Origin of the sequence: Oceanobacillus halophilus (genome assembly GCF_003628505.1) — a bacterium.
In the GTDB taxonomy this organism is placed as follows: Bacteria; Bacillota; Bacilli; order Bacillales; family Amphibacillaceae; genus Oceanobacillus; species Oceanobacillus halophilus.
The window spans coordinates 1-18,785 of sequence record NZ_RBZP01000013.1 but is presented as its reverse complement, the minus strand read 5'-3'; the positions used below and the strand labels follow the sequence as shown (position 1 = coordinate 18,785).

General features: G+C 35.8%; 20 protein-coding genes, 2 rRNA genes and 1 riboswitch. Of the genes, 6 read left to right on the top strand and 16 right to left on the bottom strand.

What is annotated here, in order from left to right; all coding sequences use genetic code 11:
* Positions 1-9 precede the first annotated feature (9 nt).
* A complete protein-coding gene (gene ribE / locus D8M06_RS13920; RefSeq protein WP_121205078.1) occupies positions 10-660 on the bottom strand; it encodes a riboflavin synthase in 651 nt (216 codons plus the stop codon).
* Positions 661-820: 160 nt separating this feature from the next.
* A riboswitch (FMN riboswitch) is annotated at positions 821-967 on the bottom strand.
* A 52-nt stretch (positions 968-1,019) separates the two neighbouring features.
* On the bottom strand, positions 1,020-1,526 hold the full coding sequence (locus D8M06_RS13915) for a redoxin domain-containing protein (RefSeq protein WP_121205015.1): 507 nt from the start codon (positions 1,524-1,526) through the stop codon (positions 1,020-1,022).
* A 545-nt stretch (positions 1,527-2,071) separates the two neighbouring features.
* On the opposite strand from D8M06_RS13915, the gene D8M06_RS13910 reads away from it, so the two are divergent.
* Positions 2,072-3,061 (top strand): DmpA family aminopeptidase, encoded by a 990-nt coding sequence (locus tag D8M06_RS13910; RefSeq protein ID WP_121205014.1) that lies wholly within the window; start codon positions 2,072-2,074, stop codon positions 3,059-3,061.
* 411 nt (positions 3,062-3,472) lie between these two features.
* On the opposite strand, the gene D8M06_RS13905 is transcribed toward D8M06_RS13910, so the two are convergent.
* The 3 genes from D8M06_RS13905 to D8M06_RS13895 all read right to left on the bottom strand — a co-directional run bounded on the left by D8M06_RS13905 (position 3,473) and on the right by D8M06_RS13895 (position 5,075).
* A complete protein-coding gene (locus D8M06_RS13905) occupies positions 3,473-4,357 on the bottom strand; it encodes an RluA family pseudouridine synthase (protein ID WP_121205013.1) in 885 nt (294 codons plus the stop codon).
* Between the two features lie 180 nt (positions 4,358-4,537).
* Entirely contained in the window at positions 4,538-4,768 is a 231-nt protein-coding gene (locus tag D8M06_RS13900) for an excisionase family DNA-binding protein (RefSeq protein WP_121205012.1), read from the bottom strand.
* A 25-nt stretch (positions 4,769-4,793) separates the two neighbouring features.
* A complete protein-coding gene (locus tag D8M06_RS13895) occupies positions 4,794-5,075 on the bottom strand; it encodes a GNAT family N-acetyltransferase (protein WP_121205011.1) in 282 nt (93 codons plus the stop codon).
* A gap of 176 nt (positions 5,076-5,251) precedes the next feature.
* Between D8M06_RS13895 and D8M06_RS13890 the strand changes: the two genes are divergently transcribed.
* Complete coding sequence (locus tag D8M06_RS13890; RefSeq protein WP_121205010.1) at positions 5,252-6,937, top strand: methyl-accepting chemotaxis protein; 1,686 nt, start codon at positions 5,252-5,254, stop codon at positions 6,935-6,937.
* Between the two features lie 27 nt (positions 6,938-6,964).
* Here the strand turns inward: D8M06_RS13890 and D8M06_RS13885 are convergent, their stop codons facing one another.
* On the bottom strand, positions 6,965-7,801 hold the full coding sequence (locus D8M06_RS13885; RefSeq protein WP_121205009.1) for an alpha/beta fold hydrolase: 837 nt from the start codon (positions 7,799-7,801) through the stop codon (positions 6,965-6,967).
* A gap of 305 nt (positions 7,802-8,106) precedes the next feature.
* Here D8M06_RS13885 and D8M06_RS13880 point away from each other — a divergent pair, with 305 nt between their 5' ends.
* Positions 8,107-8,400 carry a hypothetical protein gene (locus tag D8M06_RS13880; protein ID WP_121205008.1) on the top strand — a complete coding sequence of 98 codons (294 nt, stop codon included), beginning with the start codon at positions 8,107-8,109 and terminating at the stop codon, positions 8,398-8,400.
* 41 nt (positions 8,401-8,441) lie between these two features.
* On the opposite strand, the gene D8M06_RS13875 is transcribed toward D8M06_RS13880, so the two are convergent.
* The 6 genes from D8M06_RS13875 to pdxR all read right to left on the bottom strand — a co-directional run bounded on the left by D8M06_RS13875 (position 8,442) and on the right by pdxR (position 12,805).
* Complete coding sequence (locus D8M06_RS13875; RefSeq protein ID WP_121205007.1) at positions 8,442-8,720, bottom strand: phosphocarrier protein HPr; 279 nt, start codon at positions 8,718-8,720, stop codon at positions 8,442-8,444.
* Between the two features lie 145 nt (positions 8,721-8,865).
* Positions 8,866-9,702, bottom strand: coding sequence for a DUF6612 family protein (locus D8M06_RS13870; protein WP_121205006.1), 837 nt, complete (start codon positions 9,700-9,702; stop codon positions 8,866-8,868).
* Positions 9,703-10,004: 302 nt separating this feature from the next.
* A complete protein-coding gene (locus D8M06_RS13865) occupies positions 10,005-10,199 on the bottom strand; it encodes a hypothetical protein (RefSeq protein ID WP_121205005.1) in 195 nt (64 codons plus the stop codon).
* 363 nt (positions 10,200-10,562) lie between these two features.
* Entirely contained in the window at positions 10,563-10,790 is a 228-nt protein-coding gene (locus D8M06_RS13860) for a hypothetical protein (RefSeq protein WP_121205004.1), read from the bottom strand.
* A gap of 346 nt (positions 10,791-11,136) precedes the next feature.
* On the bottom strand, positions 11,137-11,370 hold the full coding sequence (locus D8M06_RS13855; RefSeq protein WP_121205003.1) for a DUF3953 domain-containing protein: 234 nt from the start codon (positions 11,368-11,370) through the stop codon (positions 11,137-11,139).
* 34 nt (positions 11,371-11,404) lie between these two features.
* A complete protein-coding gene (gene pdxR / locus D8M06_RS13850) occupies positions 11,405-12,805 on the bottom strand; it encodes a MocR-like pyridoxine biosynthesis transcription factor PdxR (RefSeq protein WP_121205002.1) in 1,401 nt (466 codons plus the stop codon).
* 176 nt (positions 12,806-12,981) lie between these two features.
* Between pdxR and pdxS the strand changes: the two genes are divergently transcribed.
* Together pdxS and pdxT are read left to right on the top strand one after the other, a co-directional pair.
* A complete protein-coding gene (pdxS, locus tag D8M06_RS13845; protein ID WP_121205001.1) occupies positions 12,982-13,869 on the top strand; it encodes a pyridoxal 5'-phosphate synthase lyase subunit PdxS in 888 nt (295 codons plus the stop codon).
* Positions 13,870-14,103: 234 nt separating this feature from the next.
* Positions 14,104-14,706, top strand: coding sequence for a pyridoxal 5'-phosphate synthase glutaminase subunit PdxT (gene pdxT / locus D8M06_RS13840; protein ID WP_121205000.1), 603 nt, complete (start codon positions 14,104-14,106; stop codon positions 14,704-14,706).
* A 276-nt stretch (positions 14,707-14,982) separates the two neighbouring features.
* Here the strand turns inward: pdxT and D8M06_RS13835 are convergent, their stop codons facing one another.
* Complete coding sequence (locus D8M06_RS13835) at positions 14,983-15,735, bottom strand: helix-turn-helix transcriptional regulator (protein WP_121204999.1); 753 nt, start codon at positions 15,733-15,735, stop codon at positions 14,983-14,985.
* A gap of 119 nt (positions 15,736-15,854) precedes the next feature.
* On the opposite strand from D8M06_RS13835, the gene D8M06_RS13830 reads away from it, so the two are divergent.
* Entirely contained in the window at positions 15,855-17,783 is a 1,929-nt protein-coding gene (locus D8M06_RS13830; protein ID WP_121204998.1) for a right-handed parallel beta-helix repeat-containing protein, read from the top strand.
* A 194-nt stretch (positions 17,784-17,977) separates the two neighbouring features.
* Here the strand turns inward: D8M06_RS13830 and D8M06_RS13825 are convergent, their stop codons facing one another.
* From D8M06_RS13825 to D8M06_RS13815, 3 genes are all read right to left on the bottom strand, one after another.
* Positions 17,978-18,190, bottom strand: coding sequence for a DUF2187 family protein (locus D8M06_RS13825; protein ID WP_121204997.1), 213 nt, complete (start codon positions 18,188-18,190; stop codon positions 17,978-17,980).
* A gap of 253 nt (positions 18,191-18,443) precedes the next feature.
* Positions 18,444-18,558 (bottom strand): 5S ribosomal RNA (gene rrf / locus D8M06_RS13820).
* A 128-nt stretch (positions 18,559-18,686) separates the two neighbouring features.
* Positions 18,687-18,785: ribosomal RNA gene (locus D8M06_RS13815) — 23S ribosomal RNA — on the bottom strand; the annotation flags it as partial.

Below are 18,785 nucleotides of genomic sequence, written 5' to 3'. Positions count from 1 at the left end.
CCTTTTCCTCTACATGAATCCATTATTTTTTAAAAATTCCTGATTGATATTACTTTTTTCTTGGGCGTATTCACTTTGAAGCATATTATGAACATATTTTGCGAGCATATCGCACTCAATATTCACTATGTCACCCTCTCCTTTTCCGCCAAGAATGGTCTCGGAAACAGTATGTGGAATGAGAGAGATTGTTAGAACATTGTCTCGAACTCCAAACAGCGTTAGGCTCGTTCCATCTACGGTAATAGAACCTTTATGCATTAAAAATTGGGACAAATCGTTTGGGATTTCTATATCATAATAAATAGCGTTTTGCTCTTTATGCTTTTTGATAATTTCTCCCGTACCATCAATGTGTCCAGATACAAAATGTCCGCCAAACCTTCCATTTGCCGCCATTGCACGTTCCAGATTCACTTTGGATCCTCTCTTTAAGTTTTTTAAAGAAGTTGCTTTAATCGTTTCTGGCATCGCATCTACTTGAAAAGAATCAGATGTAAAATTTGTTACTGTCAGACAGATTCCGTTAACTGCAATACTGTCACCGATATGAACATCTTCAATGACTCGTTTGGATGCAATGGACATTTCCACCGCTTGTTCTGATACGTTTTTTATATTTTCGATTGTACCTAGTTCCTCAATAATTCCTGTAAACATGTTTACCTTCCCTTCTGTTTCCTTCAAGGTAGAACAAAATAGAAAAAGCCTCCGATGGAATCCATCGGAGGCTTGGAATATAGAATTAAAGATAATAAGAAATACACGTATATACTTAACATGCACCTATAGTAAGTGCATGAAGCTATACATTTTCCTAGTATCCCTTCTCCCATCCAGACTTTAACTGTCGGTTCTGGAATCTCACCAGATCCACCGCTTGGTTTGACAACCGCACGGGTCACGGACTTAGAAGCATTGCTTCATCACCGCCGGTAGGGAATTACACCCTGCCCCGAAGGAATTACTTATATAATTTGAAGTTATTGTAGCATCAAATTACTTTTTAAGCAATAGATTTAATTCATTTTTTCCAATTCTTCTACCATTGTTTCATACTTCATCGCCCCAAATGTTTTATGACTAATCTCCCCTTTGGAATCAATCATAAAAGTAGTTGGAATAGGATTAATTCGATACGTCTTAGCAACAGACCCATCACTATCTAGACCAACTTGAAAAGTCAAACCAAATTGTTCCACAAATTGGTTAACACTTTCCTTGTTTGCTTCTGTATCTGTTAAATTTACTGCTAACACAGTTACATCATGATTCTCTTGAAACTTCTGCATATCTGGCATTTCTGTCCTGCATGGTGGACACCAAGTTGCCCAGAAATTCAGCATTACAGGTTTTCCCTCTAAGTCCGATAATTGAATCTCTTCACCTTTGAGAGTCGTTACTTCAAAATCAGGTGCTTTGTTTCCAATTTCTAATCCTTCTTTTTCTTCTGCAACTACATTTCCGATTAAGAAGACAGAAAAAAATATCCCTAATAAAATAGGAATAGATAGTATTTTTTTCATGTGTAAATACCTCCATTAAAATCATTAATTCTATTATTCCTCTCTTAAATTTTTTTCATACCATGCAATATCGTTTGCTATAATATGTTTAATATGTGTTTATAGGATAAGGGGTAAGCGTTCTTTTGTTTAGGCTCTTTTCGTCTAGTTTGTTGCTTTTTGAAGTTTTACAGTTGATGGCAATACCTGATTTATTTGATTTAGAATAGTGAAGCTCTCGCTTACACTAATCAATATTTTGTGTTGTCATCCGCTCCGGCAGAATACTTGCGGTTCGCGGGCACGGCCTCAGCCTCCCCCGCGGAAAGTGTAGTGTATTTCCGCAGCGGGTATAGAGCAGTGTTTTGTATTAAAGCTATCCACAGTCTATACAAAATCTAAAATAAAAGTCCTGGTAAAAAGCAACAATCTTTTAAAAAAGAGCGTTTATATAATATCAGTCTATATTCCAAACATGTTTCAAATTTCATGAATGAAGACATGCTAAGCTATATAATGAGAATTCTTATACATACTCAAATCTAATAATGAAAGGTGTGCTATCAATGCAACTCCCAAAAGGAAAGGCCAATTGCATCACGGATGTGCCAGATGTAAGAGTTGGACATGTAACACTATATGAAAAATTGGACGATGATAATACGATTTGTACAGGGGTTACAGCTGTTTTGCCCCATGGAGAAAATCTTTTCAAGAAAAAAGTACACGCCTCCAGTTCTGTAATCAATGGTTTCGGAAAAACGGCAGGTCTCATCCAGCTTGAGGAATTAGGATTTATCGAATCTCCTATTATGCTAACCAATACATTTAGTGTCGGCTCTGTTCTTCAGGGAACATTGCAATACATGCTTGATGAGAATAAAGATATTGGTGATAATACGAGCACGATAAATATTGTCGTCGGGGAATGCAATGATGGTTATCTTAACTCGATTCGGCTACAAGCGGTAAAGCCTGATCATGCTATTCAAGCAATTAAAAATGCAAAAACAGAAAAAGTGGAAGAAGGAGCAATTGGTGCCGGCAAAGGAATGGTTTGCTTTGGGTATAAAGGCGGAATTGGTACGTCCTCCCGTGTTGTAACTGGGGGTGGAGAAACGTATACAGTAGGCGTCTTGGTGCTAAGTAATTATGGCAATCGCGATGAAGCATTATTTGCAGACTTTACGAAAAGGGAATTAGAAACGCCTGATGGATCCATCATGATGGTGATTGCTACGGACGCTCCGCTTTATGACAGACAGCTAAGACGCCTAGCAAAACGATGCGCAGCTGGCCTCGGTAGAACGGGCAGCCACATTGCCCATGGAAGCGGTGATATTGCCATCGCCTTCTCAACCGCAAACAAGCATTCGCATTATTCTGATTCCCCTATTGAAAAAATGGCTTTTGTTCGGGACAGTCACCCAATTATGAATAGGTTATTTCAAGCCGTAACCGAAGCGACCGAAGAAGCAGTGATTTGCTCCCTAAAAATGGCAGAAACAACAGAGGGTAGAAAAGGAAGAGTAGTAGAAAACGCACCATTGGAATAATCAAAAGACAGAATTCTTCATGAAAGAGGCTAAGACAAAACGCTGGATTTATTCCGCTTATTTATCTATTGTATGAAATATTTTAGTTATGTCTCAGCCTCTTTTAACTGCTTTACGGACCTTTTTTCTAGCTCAATTGTTGTTCTTCAACTACCTGACTTTATTTATCACCTAAACATTGAAAATTCCTTAACCGAAACCTCCTAGGCTCCTTCATTAGAAGTAGTTCCATCTATTGTTTAACAACTTTATTAATTTTGACGCTCATCTAGATAAATCCTGCTGCAATAAATGCACCCGTTATCCATCCGGTTAATTTCATATAGAATACATACAAAAAACCTCCGCTACATTATCTATATCTTCATTATAAAAAATAACGCAACGGAAGTTTCAAAATATTTCTTAAGATTATTTCGATTTCTTGATAAATGTCTTAGGTACATCTGCTTTAAACAACATAAGTTTTTCTGTATAAGGGTGGTGAAAGGATAATATTTTTGCATGTAATCCTAATCTGCCAATGACGTTTTGAGTGGAACCGTATTTTTTATCCCCTACGACTGGATGTCCTAAATCTTGCAAATGTACACGGATTTGGTTTTTTCTTCCTGTATCCAGCTGCAATTCTAGGAGCGAAAAATTCTTATTAGACTGGAGCTTCTTAAAATGGGTGATAGCTAGCTGTCCGTCATTTTTATTAGAACTGGAGTACATAATATGTGTTTTACTTTCTCTTAGCCACGATTTTATAACTCCTTGTTGTTGTTTTACTTCTCCTTCTACTAAAGCAATGTATGTTCGCTCTTTCACTATATCTTTCCAGGAATTTTGGAGTTTCTTTTTGATTTTTTCACTTTTGGCAAACATCATGACGCCAGATGTGTCTTTATCCAAACGATGTACAACAAAAACTCGATTGCCAGGATTTTCTCTGCGAACATGTTCCATCAATTGATGGTGTGCAGTTAATTTCTTTTCTTTTTCAGTTGCAATCGATAGTAATCCCGCTTCTTTATTAATGATAATAATATCCCGGTCTTCGTAGAGAATAGACATCCCAACTAATACATTTTCTTTCTTGGCTTCTTTATTTTTTAAGACATTTACTGTTTGACCTGGTTTTAGTGGGTAATTATGTTTCGTTTCCATATGTTCATCCACTGTCACCTGCCCTCTTGTCAGGATTGATTTCACCGAATTTCTGCTACGATTATCCATTACCTTCAATAAAAACTTTAATAACTCTGTTTCTTCATCTACTGTAAATGTAAGAGATTTATTATTATGAGACATGTTTATCTTTCTCCTTCATGTATTAAAAACTTTTTTCTGTGTGTTTATTCGTAAGTTACAATTTACAAACGAAGTAATCACTATAAACAACATTGCATAAAAAATAATGTTAGACATAAGCTAACCTGCTATCATTAGCTTATACCTAACATTAAATTTAAAAACGTTACAATGCAAATTTTAGTCCTCATCTTTTACATCAATATCTTCAGGAATTGGTTCGTTTAAATAATCCTGAATCATCAAACGATACTTGTCGACTTGCTCAAAATGGGTGGTGAACTGGTCTTGATTGATAAGGTACTGCTTGCCATCGTGGACTGCACGGATGCGGCCTTGCAGTACTAATGCAGAGATTCTCGTCTCGCTCATAGATAGGTAGTCTGCAGTTTCCTGTATGGTTAAGTACATCCTCCTCAGCACCTTTCCTTCTTATTTATTGTTCACTAAGCACATCATGATATGCAGAAGTTTCCTCCAGTTTGCGTTTAACATATGGACACAGTGGAACAATCTTTTTGTCCTGTTCTCTAGCAAATAATACAACTCTCTCTACTAATTTTCCAGCAACCCCTTGACCACGGAGATCATCCGAAACATACGTATGATCAACTACTATTTTCTGCTTTCCAGAAAGGTTAAAAGTTAATTCTGCTAGAGGATCTTTAATGCTGTCACCTACATAAAACTTGTTTTCACCTTTGTTAATCGTAACCAACTGAATTCCTCCTACCACTATATTTCGTTCTACTGTTTATTATACCCATTTAGACTTATAAATTGTAGTGATTAAATCGATTATAATTTTTATTTATTTCTAAATCTTAACATAGACTTAACATTCAATTGCTATAATCAGACTAGTACTTTAGCCCAGCATAAAGGAGAACAAATATGAAATTTTCATTTAAAAAACTACTGTCTAAAACACCGCTGCAAACAAGATTATTGGTTCCATTTCTAACACTGATGATTGTCTCCGTTCTAGCAGTGGGAATAAGTTCTTATTTGCAAGCCAAAAACATGACCATGAATACAATAAAAGATCGGTTACAAAGAGAAGTGCAATTAATGGGGTACATTGCAGAAAACCTGCATTTCACCTATGTAAGTGATAAAGCGTATTTCATGCAGCAATTGAATGCCAATATTAGGAATCAACAAGAACAGTTAGCAAATGATGGAATAGAATCTGAATTTTTTTATATCACGAATCATAGTTTGAACCCATTTCCAATTAGTAACGACTCTCTACCAGCAATTCCTGATAATCTAATTGAGAAAATAATTTCCTCAGAAAATGGACAAATAGTTGAAAAGCTGGATGGGGAAGAATTTACGATTTCCTTCCAGCAAATGGACGAAATCAGTGGTACTTATGCACTGATTGTACCTACCAATTCGTTTATGGGACCAGTACATAATATGGGGACCTTCTCTATCATCCTTACTCTGCTTAGCATCATTGTTTCGTCTATTTTAATTATTTGGTTTGTAAGAACTCTGACTAAACCACTTAACGTTATTAGAAATACGATGCGTGAGGTGCGCAACGGAAAGTTGAAACATACGGAAGAATTAAAGACAAGCATCCCAGAATTTGTTTCTCTACATAAAAGCTATCAAGCGATGATGAATCATATGAAAACAATGATCGATGAGTTAAAAAATACGACCATGGAGTTGGAACAAACGGGGGATAGCCTAAAGCTCTCATCTGAAGATAATATTCAATCCAGCTCAGACTTAATGGAATCCATTCAAGTCGTTAAGCAGGGGGCTGAGCAAACCGCAACTAGTTCCGAAAACAGTGTAGCAAATTCACTTACAATGAAAAACCAGCTGGAAGATTTGATTCAAAACATGGAAGTTGTTTTTAACAGTGCTGAAAAAATGAGAAATTCTGCTACTTTGGAAGAAGAAAATATCAGTAAACTCATCCAAACGATTCGTTCCTTCAAACAGGATTTTGAACATTTAACTACTACCGTTAATCAAATAAATACGCATTCTTTTTCCATATCTAAACTAATTGGCATTATCCAAGGTATTGCCGAACAAACAAAACTGTTAGCACTCAATGCATCGATAGAAGCCGCCAGAGCTGGAGATGCTGGAAGAGGATTTTCCGTCGTAGCAAACGAAATCGGAAAATTAGCAGAACAGTCTACCAATGCAGCGAATGAGGTAACACAATCTATTACGGATATGGAAAAAATCACGCATAATGCCACAACGGAATTTAAGCAAATGCTGGACAAAACACATAACCATATGGTGATGGCAAACGAATCCAAGCAAACATTGGATGATTTTATGGATGGCATCTCAAAAGTAGATACAAATCTGCAAGGTATGCATGGGAAATTACATTATTTGGAAGGAATACTCCCAGACTTTGAAAGAATATCCGAGGAAGTGGCCTCTATTTCTCAAGAAACGTTGGCAAGTACGGAAGAAATGCTTGCAAGCAGTGAACATCAACATCAGCAAACCGAACGTACGCATCAAATCGGACTAAAACTAACGGATCTGTCCAAAACCCTGGCGAGGATAACAAAACAATTCCAGCTAAAATAAAATCCTATAGATAGAATGAGGGATTACTCACTCAGCAGTAATCCCTGAAAAATGATAATTTAGAATATGATTAGAGATTTCATTTGGTCTTTCTTCTGATACTAAATGCCCCGTTTCTTTGTACGTAATTAATTCAGCGTTTGGCAAATCCTCTGAAAGTCGTTGACCGACCTCTAATGGAACAACTGTATCATCTTCCCCCCAAATTAATAAAGTAGGTGTATGAATTTTTCTCAACTCTTCCGTCGGCAAGTCTCCTTCTCGATGCCTCAGCAACCGGATAAGTGACTTAGGAAAGTTTTTGTCTTTCAATGGTCTTTCAAATTCTTTCACATGATCGTCCGTAATATAGGAGTGGTTGTAAAATACATTACGCAAACTATCCTTCACACTTTTATTGTTCACACTACGTTTAACAAACGTATTAAATAGCGGCAAGTATGAAGTATAAATCAATAATCGATTTGCGCTTTTCAAATATCCTGAACATCCAAGTAAGACTAATTTTTTTATCTTGTCTGGAACTAGCCTCGCTGTATATAATGCAATTTGACCTCCCATCGAATGACCAATGATAGACGCGTCGTCCAGCTGAAAGTAATTCATACATTTTGCCACTAGTTTTGCGTAATTCTCATAGGAGTAAACAAACTTTGTTGATTTTTCACTTCTTCCAAAACCTGGTAAATCCAGAGCAATAATGGAGAAATGATTCTCCAGGAGAGGAATAATCCGATTAAATGTATAAGTGGAGGACACGAAACCGTGAATCAGCACAATGGGTGGCTTCCCATTTAAAATATATTCACAGTAAACTTTTACATCATCTATGTTAAGCGTGCAAGTCGAAACTCTTCTTTCCATTTTCCCACCTCTTATTAGTTATCTCAAAATTAGTATTAGATTTTAGGAAAAATTGATGTACTTTTTATATCTTATTAGGCAGAAGCCTATCCTGTGAAAAAGTAAAACCAGATGCTTGAGAAGTTTTTGTTACTGGTCCAATAACTTGAAATGTACGTTCTTTTTTTTATTTGGAGATGAATTCTAACCAAATGTAAGAACATACTAAGGATGAGAAAAGCTTAATGCTCTTTCGTCTGCATCGTATATTAAAGGGATACGACCTTCATACACCATGAATTGACAAAATAAGGAGTTAGATTAGCATGAACATTGATTTGAAATCTATTTCCGATAAAATGCCCGATTTCAAGAATCATGAAGATGCAAGACAATGGTTTAAAGAACAATTTCATGATGATTTTTTAATAAGGAGCAGTGATGTGGTCAATGGAGAGAAGATTTATTTTTATCACATCATTAAAAATCCAGAATTATACCAGCAATATATGGAGAGCTTTGCCAAGCCAGTCAAACATGAAATCACAAACATGGAAACCTTCGAAAGCTATTCTACAGTAGAAATTAGTGAAGATGGGGATGTAAAAGTGTATATATAAAGAAAAACAAAGTCAACCAAGGCTAACCCTGGTTGACTTTGTTAGGAGGTAACTAATTCCGCTAATCCCTCATCGATTATGTTTTTTTCTATATTATCCATTGCTTCCTGCTCAGTTGTACCTTGAACACTAATAGTAAAATTAGCACCATATTCAATTCCTAGGGACATAACACCCATAATAGATTTTAAATCGGCTGTTTTTTCCTTATACGTTAATTGAATATTAGATGCAAACCGATTAGCTACTTGTACTAAAATCGTTGCTGGACGTGCATGTAGTCCAGTCTCTACCGTTACTTTAAATGTTTTTTCTATCATAAATTCTAAGTCCTACTCCTCTGCCATCTACTTTATAATTATTTAGTCAATAAACTATATTATACTACTATTCTTATAGTGGCAAGCTTAACAACTACCACAGTAAGTAAGGAGCACTCCCTACCGGTGATGCCCCTCTGAATATTTATTCTAAACCTAACCCATCTACTGCGGAATCTTTTACTTCTTGTGGAACTTCAATATGATCTATTGTATTAATATTTTTATAGGTTGTTTTTACTTCCTGCTTTATATTCATTTCTTCTCCGTCCTGAGCAATAGTCATATCCATATTCATATTATAATTCGTCATTTGGTACGTATCTTTATCAATTGAGATATCAAACGTCAACGTTGTGATTTCCATGTTTTCTAATACTTTCGATACATCTTCACCCAATTGCGCTGTAATATCTTCTGGAATAACATCATTGATTAATTCCTTAGACATTTCCTTGATACCTTCACCATCTGCGGATAAATTCAAAACATATTCATCTTCTGCTTCTTCAAAATTTAACTCTTTCATGTATTCTTCCAGCATAGAAAGTTGTTCGGATGCATCCATTTGTTGACTATTCAGAGCTTCCATTGGAATCATGGAGTCATCCATTTTCATCCACTGGTTACTCATTGAATCAAACATATACATTTCATTATCTACTAAATAAATTTCTTGTTCCATTTCCATTGGAACATCAGACATTTCTCCCATATCAATTGATATCACACCTTTTTGATGCATCGCTAAAGGTTCCATTACCATAGATCCAGCCATTTCGCTTTCCATAGTCATAGACTCAGTTTCCCCTGGAATCATCATTTCTTGAGTCATTTCCATATCTACTTCAGCACTTTCCATTTCTTCCGATGCTTCTAACGCTTTAGTATATACTTCTTCTGCCGTTCCGTCACTCTCTCCACAGGCTGCAAGAACCATTGTTGTAAGCAATAAAGCGAGAGTTACTAACCATTTCTTCATAAATAAATCCTCCTGTTTTTTCGTTGATAATTGTAGTACGGATACATGAGAGAAAAGTTTCAATTTATTACGAATTATTCCTGATTTATTTAATTAATAATGGTGCTTTACATCCGCTTCGGAAATACACATCGCTTTCGAGCACGGTCTCACCCTCCTTCCGGAATGACGTGTATCGCACAATACCGACTTAAAGTAATCCACAGTCTATAACAGGCCTAATCTATTAAAAAAGGTCCATTAAATAACAAAAAAGCCCTTACCTCTTAATTAAGGTAAGAACTTTTTATCTAGGATTTTCTTTACTTTACTAGGCGTAAATAAGGAACGTGTTTGTCCTCATCAACGTGTACTTTTTTGGCTTCCATGTAGATAGCCATCCCCATAAATACAAGTGTTAATCCAAAGAGTATAAACGCTGCCCCATACAAGTTATTTAAGCTGACGACATAAAACAAGAACATGAAAAATAATGAAGTTAATGTTAACACATTCATTCCAAATCCCCCTTTATGTTTTATGAAACGATTATCTGTTACAAATATTTGACGAAAGTTTGTCTAATTTATTAACATTATTTGACTATATTGTAAACTTTTATGGTTAAAATGTAAAGAAAATAAAAACAAAAGATATCCTAGATTACTAGAATACCTTTCTTATCAAACTATTAATTATTCTATTATATACTCTGGACAATCCAGTATAGATACCAAAGAAGTATTTATATCAGCATATTTTCTCAAAAGCCACATCAGAATTTGATACTGGTTTAACGCCTTCTTCAATAATCATAAACTAGAATTCATCGATAATACAAACCTATATATTTATAAAAAGCTCTAGTCTCCCAGATCTTATTACATACTTTTATTCATTAAATCTAACTCCTTATCTACAAATCCTGCCCCTAGTTTCTTTAACTGCATGAGAGGTATCCCACGATTTTCTGCTTCCAACTTAATAAACTCTATTTCTTTTTCCATTAATTCTATATGTATGCCTTTATCCATATTTTTCTTTATATAATTATAGAAGGCGCCCAGTAATTCATTTGGAATTTGTGCATATAACTGTTGTCTCTCCATGGTCCTCCCCCTTATTACATATAATAAATAAATTAATACATTCAATACTTCATCATACCCAGAAAAAAAAACGCCTAAACATCCTATGGTGCCTGTCACTTCCCGGAATTTGTCGAAAGGGTTTTATTTTAGAGGGGTTACTAGATTATTCATCGTCAACAAATCTGTTTACTGCGTAGTTTTTAGGGGCTATATATGGCTAAATAGTGCAACATATCTTGTCGAAAGATTCTTTTAAAGTTTTTATGGGTCTGTTAATCAGTATAGGGTGGTTTTATTTAAAAGTTTGTACACAAAAAGCACTCCTCAAGAATTAATACTCAAAGAGAGCTTCCATATTACTTTATTATATAAAGAATAGACCTTGTACAAATACAATAAATGCAAATAACGCAACCGCAAACGTGATATAACTGGCTATTTTTCTTCCTTTTTGAAATTCATCGACTCCTAATATTGTCATGAGTATACCTAATAATAAAACAATATATGGAGATAAATCATTGTTTTTAGTCCATAAACTATAACCCGATAATATAATTAGAGTTACTGCAACTATTGATTTTATTGTTTTAGTCAATAGTACTCCTCCTCACCCTACTAGGCAGAATCTTTTAAGATATTTTCCAACTCTTTAACAAAATCTTTATTGCTTCTTCTAAATTCTCCTCAGGAATGCCTGCAAACCCTAGAATAATCATCGGCGGATTTATCACACGTTTCTCTAGTGAGTAGAAGGATAGTGGATAGATTTGTATATTTTTTTGTTTTGCTTTCTCTACCAATTCCTCTTCAGTCATTCCATTTTTTACGACTAAGACAATATGAAGACCTGAATGTTCTCCAATAATCTCAACTTTCCTTTGATGGGCTTTCATTATCTCCAGGATCTTATCTAACTTGCGCCGGTAAATTTTTCGCATCCGATTTAAGTGTTTTTCAAAATCCCCTTGCCGCATAAATTCTGTGAGGATATGCTGATCAAGGCGTGATACGGTACATTGATAAAAGGATAGTTCCTGTTTGTAGCGTCGAAGCAAACCTTTTGGCAGCACCATATAACTGATTCTTAGGGATGGAATTAATGATTTTGAAAAGGATCCCAAATAGATGACTTTACCTGATTGATCCATACTTTGTAAAGAAGGAATGGTTTTACCACTGTAACGAAATTCACTGTCATAATCATCTTCAATAATATAGCGATTCTCTGCGTCTCTTGCCCATTTTAACAGTTGAATGCGACGATTAACTGATAATACCGATCCGTATGGAAAATGATGCGATGGAGTAACGTAAACAACGTTAATATCCTCCCCTTCTATCTGCTTCACTTGTAACCCCTCTTCATCTACACCAATAGGATAAACATTATTCGCGTAATTTTTCAGAATCCTCGAGATCATGTGGTATCCTGGATCTTCTACTCCATACACCATATCTTTCTTCAATAAAAGGATGAACTGCTGTAGTAAAATTTCACTTCCTGCACCTATAATAATCTCATCTGGTGAGCATTGCACCCCTCTTGCATGATACAAATAGTGGGCTATCTCTTGGCGCAATTCCATTTCACCTTGTTTATCTCCTAGCAAAAGCAGGGAATGATGCTCTTTATCTATCATGTTCTTCGCATATTTTCTCCATTTTGTAAAAGGAAAATTCTTTGTATCAATCCAGCTCGGATGAAAATGATACGCTACCTTTTCTTCGTATTCCTCTTTTATTAGATTGCTCATTTGCTCCGTTGGCACATATTCTAAATCTTCATACGCTAAAACATAGTAACCTTTTCGTGCTACTCCTTCAATATACCCTTCTGCAAGCAGCTGATCATATGCCGTTTCCACTGTATTTTGGCTAATCTTTAGAAAATCCGATAGTTTTCGTTTAGAAGGCAATTTTTCACCGTGCTCTATTCGTCCTTCTATAATTTCTTTCTTTATAAAATTATAGAGCTGTTCATATAAGGGAACCTCACTGGCACGATCTAAATTACATAATAACATCTCCATTAGATAGCCTCCTTTCCGTTCCTAACCATCTGACCCCATACATTTATTAAAAACTGACTCTTTTAATAGTACCACACTCTTTTTATAATAAAGTAAATTTCAAAAAATTCAAGATGAAAGTGTAGTCAGAATTTTACGTTCTGCACTGTGCTAACCTAAAGAATGGAGTGGACATATTGGAAAAAGTATTAGGAAGTGAAGCAGTCAAAAGAGGAATGGCACAAATGCAAAAAGGTGGCGTCATCATGGACGTTATCAATGCTGAACAAGCTAAAATTGCAGAAGCATCCGGAGCAGTAGCGGTAATGGCTTTGGAGCGAGTACCATCTGATATTCGTGCAGCTGGTGGAGTAGCAAGAATGGCTGATCCTCGTATCGTAGACGAAGTGATGAATGCTGTATCCATTCCTGTGATGGCTAAAGCACGAATTGGACATATTGTTGAAGCGAGAGTGCTAGAAGCAATGGGAGTAGATTATATCGATGAAAGCGAAGTACTAACACCTGCTGATGAAGAATTTCATTTGCTAAAAAGTGATTACACCGTACCATTTGTTTGTGGATGCCGTGATTTAGGTGAAGCTGCTCGTCGTATCGGGGAAGGCGCTTCTATGCTGCGTACCAAGGGAGAACCTGGCACTGGTAACATCGTAGAAGCTGTTCGCCACATCCGTAAAGTTAATGCACAAGTCCGTAAAGTTATACGAATGAATGATGACGAACTAATGACTGAAGCAAAAAATCTTGGTGCACCATATGAAGTATTAAAACAAATTAAAGAGGAAGGAAAACTTCCAGTTGTAAACTTTGCAGCAGGTGGTGTAGCAACCCCAGCTGATGCAGCACTAATGATGGAACTAGGAGCAGACGGCGTCTTTGTTGGATCAGGTATCTTCAAATCCGACAACCCAGAAAAATTTGCAAACGCCATTGTTCAAGCAACCACCTACCATAATGACTATGAACTAATCGGCAAACTTTCCAAAGAACTGGGAACCGCAATGAAAGGAATCGAAATCTCCAAACTAACAGCAGATGACCGAATGCAAGATCGCGGCTGGTAAAGTGCCTGGTGCGAGGGGTGCCTAGAAAGTGCCTGGTACTTCCCGAAATTTGTCGAACACTTTAACTCAACAGGCATCTTCGTTTTGGGGGAAGCACTTAACCGGAAGGTGCCTGGTACTCCCCGAAATTTGTCGAATGCTTTTACTCAGCAGGCATCCTAGTTTTGGGATAAGCACTTAACCGGGAGGTGCCTGGCACTCCCCGGATTTTGTCGAATGAAAGGATTTTATTGTATGAGGAATGATGAATTAACGATAGGGATTCTCGGTCTGCAAGGTGCGATTTCAGAACATCTAAATCACATAAAAAGTCTTGGAGCAAAAGGTGTTATTATTAAAAAACCAGTACAACTGGAAGACATTGATGGTTTAATTTTACCTGGTGGTGAAAGTACTACAATGAGAAAACTCATTGACCGATATGGTTTTCTGGAGCCACTAAAAAATTTTTCTAAATTGGGAAAACCTATATTCGGTACTTGTGCAGGGATGGTCTTAGTTGCAAAAGAAATAACTGATTCAACAGAAAGTCACCTTCATTTAATGGATGTACGAGTTAAACGTAATGCATTTGGTCGTCAACGTGATAGTTTTGAAGCATATCTCGATATTAAAGGACTTAAAGATCCATTTCATGCAGTGTTTATCCGTGCACCTTACATTGATTCTGCAAATAAGAACGTCGAAATCTTAGCTACTTTTGATGATCATATTGTTGCGGCTAGACAAAATCATCTCTTAGTTTCTGCCTTTCACCCAGAATTAACTGAAGATAACCGTTTTCTGGAACTATTTGTTCACATGGTGAAAAATCAAAAAGCAGCGAGTATTTATTAATGAAAGAGAGCAGCATGCCCAAATTGAGTATGCTGCTCTTTCACGTAGAAATTTATTGATGTGGCTTGCGATATTGATGTAGTTTTCATTGAAACAAAATAAACATCCGATGAAAAAAACAGAATGTGGACGAAGAATGAAACGAAAAGATCGAGCTTCCAAACCAACTCTTCTAATATGTATATTTATATATTGTAGTCGATACATCCTCATCTGTCACTTGTTCGTTATTTTTAACTAATTATTAGTATCCATCCATGTATGATTCACCGCAACTTATAATTCCCTATACTGTTTCGGTGAATAATTAATCATTCTCTTAAAATTACGATTAAACGACCGCAAATTATTATAACCACAGTTCATGGCTATTTCATAAATGGATTGCTGACTATTTTTAAGCAGATAACATGCCTGAGATATGCGATAGTGATTAAGATACTCCGTGAAAGTCATGTTCGTCATTTGAACAAAAAGCTTCGATAAATAAGCATAGTCGTATTGCAGATGTTTAGCAACCAACTTTAATGTGCAGTCACTAGTGTAATGATTATCCACAAAAAGTAAAATTTGATGCAATACTTTCGTTTTTGTTGAATGTTTAACAGGGATAAACGACGTATGATCTTGCAACACACCACAAATTGAGTATAAAAATCCTTTCTGCATATAAATAGAATTTAATTTTTCTAAGTTAGGTGCCTGACTAAGATGCAAAACATTATCTTTTGGAATAACTCCCTTATAATTCATAAAAAAGTGACCAATTAATTCGGGAGAGAAAATAATGACTGTAATATTGGAGTGATTTATGGTTTTAAATTCATGCATTTGATTGGTAAAGACAAATGCCAGATCATTCTTATGCAGTACATACTCCTTTTGATCAATGGTAACCAGTAACTCCCCTTCATTAACTATAATAAGTTCATATGCCCGATGAAAATGGAGTGGAAAACTTCGATTAACTAAAGTTAAATATTGAAAGGATTCTTTTTCTTCTACTCCATGATGTTCAAAAAAAGCCACGTTTTCTCCTCCTAGATAAATCACTAATATTGTCTTAAATTATACTACAATATGTGTACAAACATACAAACTAAATATCTATAATTGAATTAGTAAGGTTTGAAGGAGGAAAGAAAAAAATGGCTTTTGAATATCATGTAGCAAAAAATGGTTCTGATTATGGAACAGGTACAAAACAAGATCCTTTCTTAACAATAAATAAAGCAGCATCACTTGCTGTTGCGGGTGATACGATTATTGTCCATGAAGGAGAATATCGAGAATGGGTGAAACCGAAAAATACAGGATTAAGCAATACGAGAAGAATTACATACCAAGCTGCTAAAGGGGAAAAAGTAGTCATTAAAGGTTCTGAACAAGTTCAAGATTGGGAACAGGTGGAAGGTACAGTATGGAAAAAAGTAATACCTAATGAATTTTTCGGCGAGTTTAATCCGTATAAAGAAGAAATTTTCGGGGATTGGCTTGTCGAACCACTAGAAGAAAAAAGGCATCTTGGGGATGTTTATTTAAATGGCAAGTCTTTTTATGAAGCAGGTAATTTGGAACAACTAAAATCACCAAGCATCCAAACCGAAGTATTTGATAATTGGACAAAAAAGACAGTCCCTGCTCATAATCCAGAACAAACACAATATGTTTGGTTTGCGGAAGTAGACCAACAAAATACAACCATCTATGGTAATTTTCACAAGTTCAATCCTAATGAAGAATTAGTAGAAATCAATGTAAGAAAAGCCTGTTTCTATCCAGAAGAAACTGGAATTAATTATATAACTGTAAGAGGATTTGAAATGTCCCAAGCTGCGACTCCATGGACACCTCCTACAGCTGATCAACCAGGTTTAATTGGACCTCATTGGAGTAAAGGATGGATAATTGAAGATAATACCATTCATGATTCCAAATGTAGTGCTATTAGTATTGGAAAAGAAGCATCAACAGGTCACAATTATCGTTCGATTCGGAAAGATAAGCCAGGCTATCAATACCAATTAGAATCTGTCTTTTCTGCTCGTCAGATAGGGTGGACGAAAGAAAATATTGGTTCTCATATTATACGAAATAATACCATTTATGATTGTGGTCAAAATGGCATTGTAGGTCATCTAGGCTGTGTATTTAGTGAAATTTATAATAATCATATTTATAACATAGCAATGAAACGTGAATTTTACGGTCATGAGATTGCAGGTATAAAGCTCCATGCAGCCATCGATGTGCAAATACACAACAACCGAATCCATGATTGTTCATTAGGAACATGGCTGGACTGGCAAACCCAAGGAACGAGAGTTAGTAAAAATGTGTTTTACCGTAATAATCGCGATTTATTTGTAGAAGTTAGTCATGGTCCGTATATCGTCGATCATAATATTTTAACGGCTGATTATGCTTTAGATAACCACGCTCAAGGTGGAGCATATATTAATAATTTAATTCGTGGAAAAATGGTTCACCTGAAAATGCTTGATCGTGCAACACCATATCATATACCCCATAGCACAGAGATAGCAGGCTTTGCCGCAGGGTATAGTGGGGACGATCGCTTTTATAATAATATCTTTGTTGGTGATACTGACTTAGAAAAGGTTGGAACAACTCATTATAATGGATATACAACCTCATTAGATGAATACATTGAAACCGTCCATCAGGAACCTGGAGATCATGAAAGATTCAATAATGTAGAACAGCCTGTCTATATTAACCATAATGCTTATTTTAATGGGGCTGAGGCATTTGAAAGAGAGGATGAAAAATTAGTTGCAGCTAATTTTAACCCGGAAGTAAAAATTATAGAAGATGGTAATGAAGTGTATCTTTCCGTTGAGCTACCAAATAATTTTGAGAATGTATTGGGGGATATCCATTCTACAAAGACATTAAACAGAGTACGCATTGTTGATGCAGACTTTGTAAATCCGGATGGAAGCGAAGTTACGGTGGATACAGATCTATTAGGAATACAAAAGGAAAAGAAAAGTAAATTGGGACCAATCTCCAATCTTCAACCTGGAAAAAATTATGTGAAAATTTGGGGATAACGTATTAAAGGTCATAAAACAAGACTGTCGTAAATGCGACAGTCTTGTTTTATGGGTTTATCAATACAAACACTATTTTAGTTACAAACATGCACTACAAATTTGAAGTGCATGTTGCTCTTTTCAATGTGACTATGTTTTTTGGGAATCAATATCTATCCATTAATTTCTAAGGATTAGATAATAAATGTGATTTATTTGTCGCTTTTATAATTTTTGTGATTAACCACTGTCTTAATTGGTTCACCAGTTTCTGGATGCTTGCCAACCTCTATAATAACAGAGTTTTCTCTAACTACTAGAACTTTTCCTTTCTTTCCTTTTTGTTCACCTTTTACTACTTTAATCTTATCACCCGTATTTGCCTTTTTAATATCTTTGGTTTCTGTTTTTTCTTCTGCTGCCATGGTATTTTGTCCTCCTTTTTAAGGCTCTTCTTATTTTAGTAACAAACTTCTAAAATCATTCATTTGGTATAATTATAATCCCTGAATACACACTTTAAAAATCTATGTATAATTTCTATTGCCTAATATAAGTTAACATAATTTAATGTACATTCATGTAAAAGGCATTAAATTTTTATCTACATTTAAGTATAGATTTTTTAAGTCCATTAAAAAAGCAGGATATGAAGAATTCATATCCTGTCCTTAATTTGCCTGGCGGCGTCCTACTCTCGCAGGGGAAACCCCCAACTACCATCGGCGCTGGAGAGCTTAACTTCTGTGTTCGGCATGGGAACAGGTGTGACCTCTCCGCCATCGCTACCAGGCCTTCACGATGTAGGTCATTCAGTATTGTTCATAGGACGTGAACAGTTCTAACCGAACTTCCTTGAATGTTTTAAAGGTTTGTACCCTAAAAACTAAATAAGAGTAAATCTAAGACATCTTGAAGAAGTTAGTTAAGTCCTCGATCGATTAGTATTCGTCAGCTCCACGTGTCACCACGCTTCCACCTCGAACCTATCAACCTCATCGTCTCTGAGGGATCTTACTC